Origin of the sequence: Methanogenium organophilum, from assembly GCF_026684035.1 — an archaeon.
GTDB classification, from domain to species: domain Archaea; phylum Halobacteriota; class Methanomicrobia; order Methanomicrobiales; family Methanomicrobiaceae; genus Methanogenium; species Methanogenium organophilum.
The window spans coordinates 1,149,835-1,165,248 of sequence record NZ_CP113361.1; the positions used below are offsets into that span (position 1 = coordinate 1,149,835).

The 15,414-nt window shown below is 55.7% G+C and carries 12 protein-coding genes; 7 read left to right on the plus strand and 5 right to left on the minus strand.

Features of this window, described 5'->3' with window-relative positions; genetic code table 11:
• Window positions 1–321 precede the first annotated feature (321 nt).
• Both OU421_RS05880 and OU421_RS05885 read left to right on the plus strand, forming a co-directional pair.
• Window positions 322–1,587 carry an exonuclease SbcCD subunit D C-terminal domain-containing protein gene (locus OU421_RS05880; RefSeq protein WP_268187677.1) on the plus strand — a complete coding sequence of 422 codons (1,266 nt, stop codon included), beginning with the start codon at window positions 322–324 and terminating at the stop codon, window positions 1,585–1,587.
• The gene (locus tag OU421_RS05885) at window positions 1,584–4,889 is read left to right on the plus strand and encodes an AAA family ATPase (protein ID WP_268187678.1); all 3,306 of its coding nucleotides are present in this window, start codon (window positions 1,584–1,586) and stop codon (window positions 4,887–4,889) included. Before OU421_RS05880 ends, OU421_RS05885 begins: the two co-directional genes overlap by 4 nt.
• Before the next feature lie 165 nt (window positions 4,890–5,054).
• Here the strand turns inward: OU421_RS05885 and pepD are convergent, their stop codons facing one another.
• Window positions 5,055–6,542, minus strand: a complete 1,488-nt coding sequence (gene pepD / locus OU421_RS05890; protein ID WP_268187679.1) for a beta-Ala-His dipeptidase — start codon at window positions 6,540–6,542, stop codon at window positions 5,055–5,057.
• Window positions 6,543–6,701: 159 nt separating this feature from the next.
• Here pepD and OU421_RS05895 point away from each other — a divergent pair, with 159 nt between their 5' ends.
• Window positions 6,702–7,193 (plus strand): MarR family winged helix-turn-helix transcriptional regulator, encoded by a 492-nt coding sequence (locus OU421_RS05895; RefSeq protein WP_268187680.1) that lies wholly within the window; start codon window positions 6,702–6,704, stop codon window positions 7,191–7,193.
• A 4-nt stretch (window positions 7,194–7,197) separates the two neighbouring features.
• Window positions 7,198–8,613 (plus strand): MATE family efflux transporter, encoded by a 1,416-nt coding sequence (locus tag OU421_RS05900; RefSeq protein ID WP_268187681.1) that lies wholly within the window; start codon window positions 7,198–7,200, stop codon window positions 8,611–8,613.
• A gap of 192 nt (window positions 8,614–8,805) precedes the next feature.
• Here OU421_RS05900 and OU421_RS05905 read toward each other — a convergent pair whose 3' ends face one another.
• The gene (locus OU421_RS05905) at window positions 8,806–9,936 is read right to left on the minus strand and encodes an aminotransferase class I/II-fold pyridoxal phosphate-dependent enzyme (RefSeq protein ID WP_268187682.1); all 1,131 of its coding nucleotides are present in this window, start codon (window positions 9,934–9,936) and stop codon (window positions 8,806–8,808) included.
• Window positions 9,937–10,236: 300 nt separating this feature from the next.
• On the opposite strand from OU421_RS05905, the gene OU421_RS05910 reads away from it, so the two are divergent.
• Together OU421_RS05910 and OU421_RS05915 are read left to right on the plus strand one after the other, a co-directional pair.
• Window positions 10,237–10,365, plus strand: a complete 129-nt coding sequence (locus OU421_RS05910) for a symporter small accessory protein (protein ID WP_268187683.1) — start codon at window positions 10,237–10,239, stop codon at window positions 10,363–10,365.
• A complete protein-coding gene (locus OU421_RS05915) occupies window positions 10,355–11,926 on the plus strand; it encodes a sodium:solute symporter family protein (protein WP_268187684.1) in 1,572 nt (523 codons plus the stop codon). The genes OU421_RS05910 and OU421_RS05915 overlap by 11 nt, the downstream gene beginning before the upstream one ends.
• Before the next feature lie 210 nt (window positions 11,927–12,136).
• Here OU421_RS05915 and OU421_RS05920 read toward each other — a convergent pair whose 3' ends face one another.
• The 3 genes from OU421_RS05920 to OU421_RS05930 form a co-directional block, all read right to left on the minus strand.
• A complete protein-coding gene (locus OU421_RS05920; protein WP_268187686.1) occupies window positions 12,137–12,712 on the minus strand; it encodes a flavodoxin family protein in 576 nt (191 codons plus the stop codon).
• A gap of 78 nt (window positions 12,713–12,790) precedes the next feature.
• Window positions 12,791–14,209: a PAS domain-containing protein gene (locus tag OU421_RS05925; RefSeq protein ID WP_268187687.1), complete on the minus strand. Its 1,419-nt coding sequence runs from the start codon at window positions 14,207–14,209 to the stop codon at window positions 12,791–12,793.
• A gap of 141 nt (window positions 14,210–14,350) precedes the next feature.
• The gene (locus OU421_RS05930) at window positions 14,351–15,010 is read right to left on the minus strand and encodes a zinc metalloprotease (RefSeq protein ID WP_268187688.1); all 660 of its coding nucleotides are present in this window, start codon (window positions 15,008–15,010) and stop codon (window positions 14,351–14,353) included.
• Window positions 15,011–15,117: 107 nt separating this feature from the next.
• Here OU421_RS05930 and OU421_RS05935 point away from each other — a divergent pair, with 107 nt between their 5' ends.
• Window positions 15,118–15,402, plus strand: coding sequence for a chorismate mutase (locus tag OU421_RS05935; RefSeq protein WP_268187689.1), 285 nt, complete (start codon window positions 15,118–15,120; stop codon window positions 15,400–15,402).
• Window positions 15,403–15,414 lie beyond the last annotated feature (12 nt).

Below are 15,414 nucleotides of genomic sequence, written 5' to 3' on the forward strand. Positions count from 1 at the left end.
GGTGGGGCATTTCTGTCAAAGTGCGGTTGCCCGCCCCATCTTTTACATTTACTCAAAATAGTTTCACATTACAGCGTTTTCGGCAACAGAAGACGTGAACACAATCCCTACATAAAACCCCTTAGATACAGCCACATGAATCCGTTGATAACCGCATAACTGACGAAAGATACACCAGAGGTAGAGGAATATTTCCATGTCAGCGAGTCCCCAGAGCAGTTCCAAACAGTTTCACCCCGCAGAGGAACATTTTTTGGTAACGAAAAGAGGCATTCATCATATGCACAGCAACACCATCGGAATTGCAGACTATTTGGCCAGATGCTATTATATGGAGGGAGACCTCTGAATATTCTACATACCTCAGACTGGCACCTCGGCATGACCCTCTGCGGACGGCGCCGGGAAACAGAGGCAGCGGCATTTCTTGAGTGGCTTGCGAATCTCATCAAACAGGAATCAATTGACCTCCTGCTGGTGACAGGCGATATCTTTGACAACGCCTCCCCCTCCACCAAATCCCAGGCACTCTACTACCGTTTTCTGACCGATGCAGCAGCAGCAGGATGCCGTCATATCATCATCACTGCAGGTAATCATGACTCTCCGGCATTCCTTGAAGCGCCACAGGAGATACTTGCAGCACTTAATATCCATATCGTAGGGAAAGCAGTCCCCGAAAAGCCGGGAGGAACATATCTTCTGGACGGGCCACACGGAATACCGGAATGTATTGTGGCTGCAGTCCCCTACCTCCGTGAACGCGATATCCGAAAATCCGCACCGGGCACTTCCATTGACGATAAGGCAGTACAGATTCGCAAGGGCGTGCGGTTGCTATATCAGGAAGCGTGGGATGTTGCCTGTGCGATGCAGCCCCCCTCAGGGCCCAGGATCCCTGTGATCGTCACGGGACATCTCTTCGCTGCCGGAGGGAAGACCGTCGAGGGTGATGGTGTACGTGACCAAGTCGCAGGCTTCATTGAACGGGTCGGCGCTGACGTCTTCCCGGAAGAGGCCGCCTATGTGGCACTCGGACACCTGCATGTCCCACAGATAGTGGCAGGGATTGATACCATACGATATCCCGGCTCGCCACTCCCGGTTGGATTCGGGGAGGCAGAGCACCAAAAGGAGGTCGTCATCGTCACCACCACACCGGGAATGACAGCTGCTGTGCGTTCAGTACCGGTCCCTCGGTTCCGTCGCCTCACAACAATTCAGGGTGATCTCCCCGCAATTGCCCGGAGAATCAATGAACTGAAGGATATAGGAGACCCTGTCTGGGCAGAAATTATCTACGACGGTGCCATGGTTCCGGGGGATCTGATGGGCCAGGTGGCGAAAATGATCGATGGAACCAGGATAGAGGCCCTGCGGGTGAAGGATGCCCGGCTGATCGCAGATGCCCTTTCTGGGCATCAGTCATGCGTTGAACTTGAAGAACTGACCGTTACCGAGGTCTTCTGCCAGCGGATGGAGATAGCTGACGTTCCCCCCGAACAGAGGGACAGGCTGATGACCGCATTCCTGGATATCCTCAGCGGAATGGATTGTGATGAGCCGGATGAGGAGGCAGCAATATGAGAATTCTGAAAGTCCGATTTAAAAATCTTAACTCCCTCGCCGGTGAATGGGAAGTTGATCTGACCGATGATGCCTACACCGCAGACGGAATATTTGCGATCACGGGACCAACCGGGTCGGGGAAGACAACCATTCTGGATGCCATATGTATAGCCCTCTATGGGTGCACACCACGGCTGAAGACAGTAAGCAAGTCAACGAACGAGATTATGCATCGGCAGGCTGCAGAATGTTGTGCAGAAGTTGAGATTGCGACAGGAAGCGGCGTATACCGGTGCACATGGGCACAGGAACGGGCTCACCGAAAACCTGACGGTGCGCTGCAGACTCCACATCATGAAATTGCCGATGTTTTCGCAGATAAAATTCTCACCACACGGAAGCGTGAAGTCCCGAAAAGGGTCGAGGAGTTGACCGGCATGGATTACGAACAGTTTACCCGTTCCGTTATGCTGGCACAGGGCGATTTTGCGGCATTTTTAAACGCTTCACCGGATGAACGCTCTCCCCTTCTGGAACAGATCACAGGAACAGAGATCTACTCAAAAATCTCGATAAACGTTCACGAACGGAGACGGGATGAACAGGCAAAACTGAATGAGCTCAGGGCGAAAGGAGAGGGAATTGAACTGCTTTCGGAGAACATTACCGCCACACTCCATGAGGAAGAGGCCGCCCTCATAGAGAAAGGAAAGGAGCTGCAGGATAATATCAGCCACTGCAGGAAGGGAATTAACTGGCACCAGGATGGAATAAGGATTGCCCGTTCCCTCGCAACTGCTGACTGTGAAGAGGCGGACTGGACTGAGCAGCGAGGGGCCGCGGAGGAACAGCTCAGGCGTCTGGAGCGAGGAGAAACAGCCGCCGCATTGGAGGGTGAATACCAGCAGGTCGTCGCCCTCAGGGAAAGCCGGGAGAAGAACAGAACATACCTCAGACAGCTTGAAGTGATGGTGCCGGATAAAAAGGATACTGCACTCCGGATGGAAGAGGCTGTTTCTTTGCAGAAAGAAATGCTCACAGAAGTACAGGAACGCTTAGAACGGGCCACCCCGGTCATACGTGAGGTGCGCAGACTAGACCTTGAGCTACAGTCCAGAGCGGATCGTCTCCGTGAAGTCTACAGCACACAAGAGCGGGCCTATCGCGACTGGGAAGGGATCTGTACGGAGCTGAAACGGTGGTCAGATGCTGGAGACGGTACACCCGAAGAAACGAAGGCGGTTTCATGGTTCCTAGGTGAAAATGGCATTGTTGGTGAACCTTCATCTCTCTTTGCGGGAACAAGAACTCTCGCAAAAAACCTGAGAGCGGCAGTCCCGGGTGACACTGCCCGGCCGCTGCCGCCAGACGTCGAAGTGAGCTGCACCACCACCGACACAGAGTTGGATGTTCTGCAGCAAGCCCTCACAACAATTTCATGGTATCGGGATACTTCCATCATCAGAGCAGAAATCAATGCATTCCAGGAGCAAAAAACGCAGCTGATGTTGCTCCGTGACCGTCTCTCAGAAGGTGCAGACGATGCCCGGAGGAGACAGGACCTCACCATTCGTCTGAAGAACATACGTTATGACTACACCAGATATCAACAGACGCTGGAGGCCTGCGTCCATGAACGTGAACGGCAAGTGCGCCTCACCGAACAGATGGCGGAGAATGTACGTCTTGCTGCCAGGGTACATGATCTCGAAGCGGAGCGGTCCCACCTCCGGGCGGGAGAACCCTGCCCCCTCTGTGGTTCATCGATACACCCATACGCAGATGAGACGGTAGCATTGCCCCGTGCAGCAGAAGAAGACCTAAAGCAGGAACAAAGCATCCTCTCTGCAATCAAGGAGAAGGAAGCCATGCTCCGTCAGGCAACTTACCAGTGCAAAAGCAAAGAGAAAGCTATTCAGGAGGCACTGGATGATATTCAGGTGAGGACTACCCACCGTGGAGAGATCTGGGCAGACGGGTGCAGGGCATGCGGACTCCATCCTGACACACCCGAATCTGAAGCAGTGGTGCAGACAGCGCTCGAAAAGACAAATGATGCTATCAAAAGCCACTATACGACAGAAACTGCCCTCAGGATATTGAAAGAAGAGATCAGGGCAACAAAAACACTCATCGCGCACTGCCACCAGGCAGTCATAAGGTTCAGAGATGCGGAGAATTGTGCAGCCCGCACGGAAAAATTAGAGGCAGAAATTACAGAAATCCGTGACAAACGACAGGACTTGCTGCCCAATATGAGCCCGGACGAGGCTGAGGCACAGTTTATCTGGATGATACGGACAGAAGAGAAGAATCTGGAAGCGGTGCAGACCGATTACCAGCAGAGAGTGGAGGAAATAGCAGGCCTTGGAGGCGAGATCCGAACCCTTCAGGATTCAATCAGAAGACAGAAAGAAGAACTGGAAGAGGTAGAACGCCGGTTTGACACGGCGGTATACAATGCTGGATTATTCGGGGAAGAGGACTTTGCAGCTGCTCTCCTCACACAGGAAGAGAGGGCCTGCTTGCAGAGCGAACGTGACCGTCTGGAACGTTGGGAGACAGGTATTGCTGTACAGCGTGCAACCGCCCAAAAAGAAGCAGAGATGCACCGAAACCGGGGAGTTACACAAAAAGATGAAGCCACCCTCACAATTGAGCTTGATGCCCTCATCACAGCAGAACAGCATACCAACACCCGCAGGGGAGAAATACGCCAACAGCTCAAACGGGATGAAGAAGAGAAATTACGGTATGCCGAACAGCAAACCAAAATTATCACACAGGAGGCCGAAACAAACCGATGGAACGAACTTCATACGCTCATCGGGTCGGCTGACGGAAAGAAGTTCCGCAACTTTGCACAGGGACTCACCTTTGCAGTGATGATCGCGTCAGCCAACCGCCAGCTGCAGACTATGAGCGGCCGGTACCTCCTGAAACAGAATCCCGATCGGCCCCTGGACCTTGAGGTGATTGACAATGAACAGGGAGGAGCCATACGTTCAACGAAAAACCTCTCCGGCGGGGAGAGTTTTCTGGTAAGTCTGGCCATGGCACTAGGCCTTGCCTCAATGGCATCAGGGAAGATTCGGGTTGATTCCCTCTTCCTTGACGAAGGATTCGGGACACTGGATGAGGATGCCCTTGAGATGGCCCTTGCCACTCTCTCCTCACTCAGTGACCAAGGAAAAATTATCGGAGTCATATCTCACGTCCCTGCCTTAAAAGAGCGGATTTCAACGGTGATAGAGGTAACAAAGAAGAGCGGCGGACGAAGCACTGTGAAAGGGCCGGGTGTTATCCAACACAGGATCTGAGAGCGCCGTGCAGAGGGAAATATTCGGAGGCACGTGCATTAAATACCACGATCTTCCCGCACCCAGTACAGGCGAAGGGATATGGATTCTGCAGGCAGGTCCTACCACCGCCTCCCATCTATTATGCCATACCATACCAACCTACCAACCAAATCTCAGTTTTAGCTACTCTTCTTCGCGAACCTCGACGCAACGCCTGAGGGTTTCGCGGAGGAGCAGACAGACCCGTCCGGCAGAAGGCAGGGAAGCAGACTCCCTGACAGTGTGGGCATCCCGGATATCCGGACCAAGGGAGATTATGTCTGCTTCCGGTATCTTCTGTGCAATCCAGGCGGTCTCAAGACCGGCATGCAGACCACGGAGGTGCATTGTACTCCCGAAGAGATCGCTATACGCCTCCGCCACTCTCTCCCGGATAGGAGATACTTCCCGGTACTGCCAGGCTGGTGCAACACCAGGAATTGAAACGGCCGCTCCTGCCTCCTTTCCCTGCCTCCGGAATGTTTCACCCAGCGCTGCGAGGGTCGCATCATCGTTGCTGCGGGCCGAAAGACCGATGGTCAGCAACCCCGCCTCCTCCCGGATGGTTGCCGGGTTGCATGAGGTAGCGACGAGATCGGGGATAACCACATCCATCGTACAGACCCCTGCGGGCAGGCCGGAGAGAAGGGAGACTACACCCGCCGCGATCTCGGGGGAGATGACATTCTCCTGCGGAGTCGCCGGAAAGATCCTGACCCGCAGGTCAGGATCTGTGTCACGGTATGTTTCCCGGCAGGCACGCCCTTCTTCCCGGATAAACCGGACTGCCTTTTTCACTACTGCGGGGTCAAGACCGATACAGGCCCGCGCCTGACCGGGGATCGCATTATCCCGTTCTCCGCCGCTGATGGTGGTGACGGCACATCCGGTCTCTGCCATGAGGCCGGTGAGCAAGGTTCCTATAAGAGAAAGGGCATTGGCCCGCCCGGACCCTGCCTCCATTCCTGAGTGGCCTCCTCTGCCACCAGCAACCTCAACGGTCTGCCAGCTGACAGCGCCCCGGACCAGAATGCGGTGGGCAGGGAAGGTAAATGCAACCGCCATCATCCCGGCCGAACTGGTGGTGATGACTCCTTCCTCCTCATCATCGATGTTGATCACGGTTGTCCCGGCAATTTTTGCCGGGTCAAGAGCGGCTGCACCATGCATCGTCGTCTCTTCCTCACGTGTGGCAATGAGCTGGATGGGGGGGTGGACAGGCCCCGGTTCTTCGAGAAGACGGATCCCGATGGCAAGACCGATGCCATTGTCCGCCCCAAGCGTCGTCTCCCGTGCCCGGAGGATGCCGTCCTCCTCGTACCAGTCGATGCCCTCCCGGGCGAAGTCATGATCGCTGCCCTGCGCTGCCACACAGACCATGTCCATATGCGCCTGCAGCACAAGAGGCGGGGCATCTTCACCCCCTCCCGCACCCGGGAGGCCGAGAAAGAGATTGCCTGCATCATCCTCTTTTACCATGCATCCGGCATCCACAACCCGTTCCCGGAGAAATCGTGCAATGCCGTCCTCGTTCCCGGAACACCGGGGGATTGATGCAATATAACCAAAAATCTCACGAATAGCAGCGGTGTCTCTCTCTGCCTCTCCAGAGGGCATTCTGATTTCTGTCATCGTGCACCTGATGCGTGAAGAGTGGCACATCATCCCTGATGAGGGTTGCTGCGCTCCCCCGGGCGCAATGTGAGAAAGAAGGAGGGCAGGACGAATGAGAGGTGACGGATCAACAGTTGTCATGTCAACAATTATATGCTGCCACACCAACGTGGTACCATGGATGTTCCTCTCCCCTCGGACCTGCCTCCCGGTGCACTCATCTCGATCATCTACCGGAGCAGAAACCGTATCCTCGGGGAGTGGGCATCGCAGGCAGGCATCCCCGTGGCCGTGATGAGTCCGCTCATCTACCTTGCAAAACACCCCGGTGCGACACAGGATGAGATCAGCAGGCGTATGATGATCGACAAGGCGGCAGTGGCGCGGGCGATCCGGCAACTCGAGGATGGAGGATACCTGACCCGCATCCCGGATGAGGCGAACCGCAGGAGATACTGCATTTCCCTGACGGAAGCAGGTATCCGGCTTGCAGAAGATGCCATCGCCGCATCCGACGAGCTCGACCGGACGATCACTACCGATGTCCCGCAAGAGGCAGTACCATACCTCCTGCCTCTCCTCCGGTCAATGGCATATACAAGCAGCATAGTAGCAAAAAACAGAGATATTCCCGGAAATGACACAGACAACACCGACACATTCAACTGAATCTATGGAACCCGGCACAGCGGGCATGACCTCAGGCGTATCGATTCTGACAGGCGACCCAAAACAGGCAATCATCAAACTCTCGGGGCCGATGATCGTCGCGATGCTGCTCATGTCGCTCTACAACATCATCGACGCGATATGGGTCGCAGGACTGGGGCCGGATGCCCTTGCTGCTATAGGCTTTGTGACACCGGTTTTCATGGTCCTTATCGGCATCTCCAACGGCCTCGGTGCCGGCGCCACCTCGGCGATTGCCCGCCGTATCGGTGCAAAAGATAAGAACGGGGCTGACAACACCGCATTGCATGGCCTCTATCTGGCGGTTGCCGCCTCGATAGTGATGACGATATGCTTCATTGTTTGCCTCCGGCCACTCCTCATTGCCATTGGCGCCGGAGAGACGATCGGGCTTGCCCTGGATTATGCTTACATCGTCTTTGCCGGGACCGTCTTCTTCATCTTTACCAATATGGCCTACGGAATTCTGCGTGCAGAGGGCGATATGAAGCGGACGATGCACGCGATGGCCGTCTCGTCGGTCGTAAACATTATCCTCGATCCGATTCTCATCTACGGGCTCGATATGGGTATGGCAGGTGCCGCCCTTGCTACCATTATATCGGTCGCTCTCGTCTCCGTCGTCCTCCTCTGGTGGTTTTTGGGGAAACGCGACACCTACGTCTCCATTCATCGGGATGCCTTCTCCTACAGACCCGCCATCGTCTCCGACGTCCTGAAGGTTGCAATTCCCGCAAGCGGTGAGTTCATGCTGATGGCAGGCCTGGGGATCATCCTCAACGGACTCTTCGTCACAGTTGCCGGTACCGACGGTGTGGCCGTCTACACCGGCGGGTGGCGCGTGGTGATGTTTGCCATCGTCCCGATGATTGCGATAAATACAGCCGTGATCTCGGTCGCCGGGGCGCTCTTTGGAGCAAGACGCTACGCAGAGCTCAAAACAGTACATCTCTATTCGATATGGATAGGGACGCTCATCTCCATCGGGATCAGCATTCTCACCTGGGTCTTTGCCCCGCAGATTGCGACCCTCTTTGCCTATTCCCCCGAGAGTGCCCGTCTGCTGCCGGATATCACGGCATTCCTCCGGACGATGTGCTTCTTCTACCCGTTCGTCCCGATGGGGATGATGTCCAACGGGCTCTTCCAGGGACTGGGAAAGGGGACGGCATCCTTTATCCTCACCCTCCTGCGCAATCTGGTATTCATTGCATTCTTCGCATACCTCTTCGCACTCACCTTTGGATGGGGAGAAGTGGGCGCCTGGTGGGGTTGTGTGGCAGGAGACATCGTGGGGGGATGTGTTGCCTTCACCTGGGCGGCGTTGTTCGTACACACCCTCGCGAAGAAGCATGCAAAGGACCGGGAGGAGACTCCTGTCGGAGAATCGTCTTCATAGACTCAAAAAAGAACGAGGGCGCAGGAGGAGAGAGGCGGCAGACCGCGATGCATGCACTTCCCCTGAGGGAGGGGGAGCCCCACCCACCCCTTTCTGTAAGACATTCTCTCCCGGTTTTTCCGTATCTCAGTGATCCCGCTATTCTCATCCAATACTGCTATGCCTTTTCTCTGGGCTACAGGCACAAACGTGTCAGACCCCGTTCCGCTCCATCGCTGTGAGATACTCCTCCAGCGCCCCAAGGGCGGGCATCATATCCCGCCGCCCGAAGCCGAACCGGATGTGGGCGTCCCCGGCGCCGAAGGCGGTGGATGGGAGGAGGATAACACCCGTCTCCCGGATGAGGGTATCGCAGAAGGCCTCCGCCCCCTCCTCTCCCAGATACCGGGGGAAGCAGACCGGACCTGCCACGGGCGCCTGGCAGGTGAAGAAGTCGGCGTGCCGGTCGAAAAAGTCTTCAAGCAGGGCACGGTTTTCATTCAGGATGGTCCGGTTCCGTTCGATGATTGAATCCGCATGCCGAAGGGCAATCCCCGAGAGATACTCCGCCGGTGCACTGGTGCAGATGGTGGTATAGTCCTTCCACGCGAGGATACGCGAAATGAGTTCTGTGTCCTGTGTTGCCACCCAGCCCAGCCGGAGGCCCGCAAGCCCGAAACTCTTTGACATCACCCCAACCGAGATGCCCTTTGCATACCGGGATGCAACGGCAGGCAACCGGGCGGAGGGGTCGTACTCCCCGAAGCGGTATACCTCATCACAGAAGAGCCAGCAGTCATGCTCCTCTGCAATCGCGATGAGCTCTGCCATCTCAGCTGCCGGGAAGTGGAAGCCGGTTGGGTTGTGCGGACTGTTCACGATGATGCACTTCGTCTCCGGCCGGATAAGAGCACGCAGCTCATCCATTCGCGGCCGCCACCCGTCCTCCTCGTGCATCTGCCAGAAGGAGACATCGGCTCCCACATGGCGGGCCACTTCAAAGAGCGACTGGTAGGCGGGGAAGAGCACCACCGCGTGATCGCCGGGTCCAAGGAGAGCATGCATTGTGATGAAGATGCCTTCTTCTGCACCGGCAAAGACGATACAGTCCTCTGCACCAATACTACCACCCGTAATGGCTGCAATCTCCTCCCGCAATGCCGGGTCACCCTGTGACTCGGTATACATGAGCCGCATGGAACAGAAGGCATCAAGCGAGCCCTCCTCCATCGCAAATATCTCACCAGGTGTCCATGTCTCGCAGTCCGCGGCAGAGAGCATATGGGGGGCGGAGAACTCGTACTTTCCAAAATAGCGTTCAAGGGCAAACGGGGGAATGTCCATGCGATATTGGTGGGTTTTCCGTGAGTATAATATGTATGAATCCAATGTGGCGGGTGGGTCAGGAAGAATCACAGATCACCATTAAATATCTTCACGACCAAGACAGAAGCGGTATTTTGATTATGACCAAAGAGAGACGTGCAGGAGACGGCAGGTGGTCCATATCCGCTACCTCCGGTGCTCTCGTTTTCTTTGGTTTTTTTAACCTCTTTCACTTTAGATAGGGCTCCGGATACACAATAAATCCGGCAGCCCGTGTATTGTTTCGGTTATAATTCTCAATACCGTGAGGTTTCTCTTATGTTTGGTATTACCGATCCCGGTATATGGGCAGGATACCTGCTGTCATTCATCCTGACGGCGGCATGTATAGCGTACGGCATGATAAACTGGAAGAAAGGGGCGGAAGGGGAGCACGATGGCAGTTGACACACTGACCTTTTCTGCAATCACCCTCGTCTACCTCGGAGTCGTGATTCTCCTCGGTTACATCGGATACCGGCAGACAAAAGGGAGCGATGATTTCCTCGTCGCCGGGAGACGAATTAACCCCGTCGTCCTCGCACTCTCCTATGGCGCGACTTTCATCAGTACTTCCGCCATCGTGGGGTTCGGCGGCATATCGGCCCAGCTCGGCATGGGCCTCGTCTGGCTGACCGTGCTCTGCATCGGGGTGGGCGTTCTCGTCGCCTTCGTACTCTTCGGGAAACGGACACGGATGCTCGGGCATGCGACAGGCGCCCTCACGTATCCGGACCTCCTCGGGAAATGCTATGATTCACCGTTCATCCGGAAGATTTCGGCCGTAATCATCATCGTGAGCATGCCGATATACACCGCCGCGATTCTCATCGGGGGCGCACGGTTCATCGAGACGACGCTCTCCATCCCGTATGACACCGCCCTCCTCGCCTTTGCCGCGGTGGTGGCACTGTACGTGGTGCTCGGCGGGCTCATCGCCGTCATGTACACGGATGCCCTGCAGGGTGCTATCATGTTCGTCGGCATGACCGTGCTTCTCGTCCTGACCTATGTCTACCTGGGCGGCATCGGAGCGGCGAACAGCGCCCTCGACTCCCTTGCTCCGCTCGTACCGGAGAGTCTTGCGGCGGCAGGGATGACCGGATGGGCATCAATGCCAACGTTTCTCTCCCCGATATGGCTGACGATGATCACGACGATGGTCCTCGGCGTGGGTATCGGCGTGCTCGCACAACCACAGCTCGCCGTCCGTTTCATGACGGTGAAAGACGACCGCTCCATTCACCGGGCGGTGATGGTCGGCGGGCCGTTCGTCCTGATGATGACCGGCGTCGCATTCACGGTCGGGCCACTCACGAACGTTTGGTTCATGCAGAACGGCGGGACGCTTGCGGTCGATGCGGCAGGTGGCAATGTGGACAGCGTGATACCGTTCTACATCAACTCCGCTATGCCCGATCTCTTCATCATCATCTTCATGCTCGCCCTCCTCGCAGCGGCGATGTCGACCCTCTCCTCCCTCTTCCATACGATGGGAACGACCATCGGATACGACCTGAACCCGCTCGTGAAGAACGGAAAACCGTCCATGACGGCGATACAGATAGGGACGCTCGTGATGATCGTGGTAAGCACGGTCGTCGCCTACGCCCTTCCCGCAAACATCATCGCACGGGCGACAGTCATATTCATGGGGCTGTGTGCGGCGGCGTTTATTCCCGCATTCGCCCACGCCCTCTACGCGAAAAATCCCTCGGTAATGGCCGCAAAAGTGAGCATCACGACAGGTGCGCTCGCCTGGTTCCTCTGGACCGCCTTCGTTCACGCAAAGGAATCGGCTGTCCTCGGCATCTCCGACGCGCTCTTCGGGGTTCCGTCCGTACTGCCGATGCCCTGGGGCGTGGTGAACCCTATCGTGATCGCGCTCCCCGTTTCGGCAGTGACACTCATGGTTGTCCTCGCCATCGAAAAGCGGGCGCCGTGCACTACCACCAACACCTCCCCCTGATTTTTTCTCCTGAAACCGTGACGGGCCCCGGAACACCAGAGGCACCGTCCGGTGCAGGTAGGACAAATACCCATACCGCTGTCCCCTTCCACCCTGGAGCCAGAATCAGGTGACCGCCGTATACCTGCCGGATACGAGGAAATCCGTTCACAGCCGCTATCCCGCCCTTGGAGGCGGATTATCCAAATAAGAGAAACAGGCAGATACGCCCTATGCATTCAGTTTCTTCAACACCCAGGCCATGTTCTTCCCGAGATCGATCATCGTCTGGCGCCCTTCCTGATCAGACTCCACATCTCCCGGTTCAAGACCCATCCCCAGGTTCCAGTAGGTTGAACCGACGGTGACCATTTCCGAAATGCCGAAGAGATGATTGATGGAATCATACACATGAATAGCTCCCGCACGGCGGACCGCCACCACCGCAGCACCGACCTTCCGCCGCAGGAGGCCGCCGTTTGCAAGGCCGACAAACCCTGCACGGTCGATGAGCGCCTTTGCCTCCGTTGTGAGATCGGCAAAATACGTCGGGCTGCCGATGATGATGCCGTCTGCCGCATACATCTTCTCCATCCATTCGTTCACCGGATCACCGGTAATCGCACACCTGCGGTCCAGTGTCTCGGCACACTTCATGCAGGCGATACATCCGTTCACCTTCTTCCCGCCGATATGCACGATCTCAGTTTCAATCCCCTCTTCTTCAAGAGTGTCACAGACTATCCGCAGCAGGCGCATGGTATTGCCTTCCTTGCGCGGACTTGCATTGAATGCCACTACTTTCATTGGTATCGCCGGTTGATAATTCTGAACGGCGCTATTTATGTATGACGATTGCAACGGTCACCCGCACTGCACATCTGCTCAGGTGTAGTCGTAGTGTTTGCGCAGGAAGTCGCGGATCTTCTCCGACTCCAGCCAGCGCTGGTCGAGGGTATTGACGAGACGGTTAATAGTCGAGGCCTGCTCCAGAATTTTCTCGCTCTCTTCTGCGGGCGAGAGAATCGAGAGGCCGATGATCACCTGCAGGGGATTGCGGATCTCATCGTTCAGGATAGCGAGTTGTTCAAAGTTCCGTTCAATCTGTATGAGCGACTGCTTCTTCTGCTCATTCAGGTTCACGACCTCCGTAATATCGGTATAGAGTGCTGCCACCTGGCCCCTCTTTGGAGCGTATGCCTGTATCCGGAAGTGACGCCGGAAGATCGGGTTATAGTCCTCAAAGACCGCCGGTGCCCCCGTCCGGGCCACCGCTGCGTACCGGCTGATGATCGCATCCCTCCCCTCCGGGAAGAGCGTCCGGCATGAATTCCCGATAAGTTCGTGTACCAGCAACCCGCTCAGTGCCTCATATGCCGGGTTTGCTTCAAGAAACACCAGGTCGTCCGTCCCGTTCCGCTCCTCCAAGGCAAAGACGACAAATCCATTTTGCATCGTCGAAAACAGCTCCATATAGCGTTGTTCAGCGGATTTGCGTTTTGATATATTGAGACACGACTCTACCGCGCCTATCACCTCCCCCCCTGCATCATGCACCGGGTAGACAGACGTCTTCACGAACCGTCCGTTCCCGAGCCGCTTCTCCTCGGTTATGGGGACACCTCCCTCTATCACCTGACGGACCGTACAGCCTTCGCAGGGCGTTGTCCGGTTGTACAAGATTTCGTAACAGATACGGCCCGGAAGGGCATCGGGGGAGAGGCCGAACCATTCAGCGGGGTCATCATTGCACCAGAGAATATGGAAGTCCCGATCATACAAGACCAGATTCTCGTGAATGGCGTTGAGAATCATCGTCTTCTCAGCCGCGGCCTCCTTTATCCGCCAGACAAACTCGTGCCGGTGCGTGGTATCACGACAGAAGAGGAGGTACTGCAGATCACCTGTGCCGGGGAATACCCGCCGGTGGACCGAGACCGGGTACCTGCTCCCGTTGCGGCGGCGGTGCACCGCCTCGAAGACTTCCTCGCCTTCGGTATTCACTAGGCTCCGGTTCAGCGGCAGCGCCTTTTCCGGCGGCATCTCCTCCTGGATATCGGAAATATGCATGCCGTTCAGTTCATCCCGCGGCCACCCAAGACTGCGGGCAGCCCTTTTATTTACAAACCGGATAGTACCGCTAACGTTCAGCCAGTAGACCTCATCGACCGCACTCTCAAGGGTGAACCAGAGCAGGGGGGCGAGCTCCCTATCGGTGAACGTGGGGTTGCTGTTGATATCTGCTGACCCAGGGGGAAGACCATGCGGTGAGAACTGTTCCACGATTCCGTGCACCTCTGTCATCCGGCTCCAATCCGGACATATAACTATTATTTTTAGCAATCATATATTTCTGACCATATTGATGTATATACAGACTATATTCTCTATACTCCTGCAATTCCGTGAGAAGCGGAAATGAATCGAAGAAAAAGAGGATGGGGATTACCAGCCGAATATCGCGGCGATGACCATATCCATCACGCCGCCGTAGTTCGTGGCAAAGAGGATCATTCCAAGGGCGAGCACAATGGCCACCACGAAGAACACCGGGTTCCAGGCGAGCACCTTCTTCCCGTCAAGCACGCTGATGGGGAGCAGGTTGAAGAATGCAATCATTCCGTTTACCGAGATACCCATCGTTCCGAGGAGAATGACAGGAATTGACTGCACGGCAAATCCGGCGATGAGAATTCCGAAGAATACGACTCCCAGTACAAGGTTCACGGCGGGGCCGGCAATAGAGATTATGCCGTTCTCCCGTGACGTCATCTCGCGGCCGGGCTGGGCATAGATAACTGTCGCCCCGGGGGCGGCAAATACGATACCGACGAGGGCGGCAAGGGCTACTCCCATCAGGAGCATCCCGTTGTCCTTGCGGAATGCCGCATAATAGCCGAAGCGCATCGCCATGAACTTGTGTGCCATCTCGTGGAGAATGAAGGCAGCGCCCACGGTGATTATGGAGATGATGAAGATGACGACGAGATCGGTCCACGAATCCCAGCCGCCGCGGATGAAGACGAGGGTGAAGGCGAGGGCCAGCGCAAGACACCCGACTGTCAGGTCTTTGCGTTCCTCGCGGTCAATTTTATCGGTGATCATGAATGGTACTATTTTTACCCTCTTTCTTATTCAATACGTCGTACCTGTCATACACAGACAAAATATAAGGGATGCTTTTTTACGATCCGGGCAGAAGAGATGATACTATGACTCTCGAAACTGTTCGCGAAGAGATCTACCAAATCGACAGAAAAATAATCGACCTCATTGCAGAACGCCAGTGTCTTGCAGCAACGGTGGCAGGGGAGAAACACCAGAACGGAATACCGGTACACGACCAAGAACAGCGCACCCGCGTACTTGACCGGGCCTTCAGGTATGCCGTCACCAGCAATATTGACCCGGTTGAGGTGCGCAAGATCTTTGAGATCCTTATTGCAATGAATGAAGAGCGGCAGCGGGAATATTCCGGAGAAGGGAACCTCCCCTGACCCCACCGGGAA

Coding starts and splice junctions, on each gene's coding strand:
- OU421_RS05935 (WP_268187689.1), top strand. CDS start 15,118: ATGACTCTCGAAACTGTTCGCGAAGAGATCTACCAAATCGACAGAAAA.
- OU421_RS05880 (WP_268187677.1), top strand. CDS start 322: ATGCTATTATATGGAGGGAGACCTCTGAATATTCTACATACCTCAGAC.
- OU421_RS05895 (WP_268187680.1), top strand. CDS start 6,702: ATGGATGTTCCTCTCCCCTCGGACCTGCCTCCCGGTGCACTCATCTCG.
- OU421_RS05900 (WP_268187681.1), top strand. CDS start 7,198: ATGGAACCCGGCACAGCGGGCATGACCTCAGGCGTATCGATTCTGACA.
- OU421_RS05920 (WP_268187686.1), bottom strand. CDS start 12,712: ATGAAAGTAGTGGCATTCAATGCAAGTCCGCGCAAGGAAGGCAATACC.
- OU421_RS05910 (WP_268187683.1), top strand. CDS start 10,237: ATGTTTGGTATTACCGATCCCGGTATATGGGCAGGATACCTGCTGTCA.
- OU421_RS05925 (WP_268187687.1), bottom strand. CDS start 14,209: ATGACAGAGGTGCACGGAATCGTGGAACAGTTCTCACCGCATGGTCTT.
- OU421_RS05915 (WP_268187684.1), top strand. CDS start 10,355: ATGGCAGTTGACACACTGACCTTTTCTGCAATCACCCTCGTCTACCTC.
- OU421_RS05905 (WP_268187682.1), bottom strand. CDS start 9,936: ATGGACATTCCCCCGTTTGCCCTTGAACGCTATTTTGGAAAGTACGAG.
- pepD (WP_268187679.1), bottom strand. CDS start 6,542: ATGACAGAAATCAGAATGCCCTCTGGAGAGGCAGAGAGAGACACCGCT.
- OU421_RS05885 (WP_268187678.1), top strand. CDS start 1,584: ATGAGAATTCTGAAAGTCCGATTTAAAAATCTTAACTCCCTCGCCGGT.
- OU421_RS05930 (WP_268187688.1), bottom strand. CDS start 15,010: ATGATCACCGATAAAATTGACCGCGAGGAACGCAAAGACCTGACAGTC.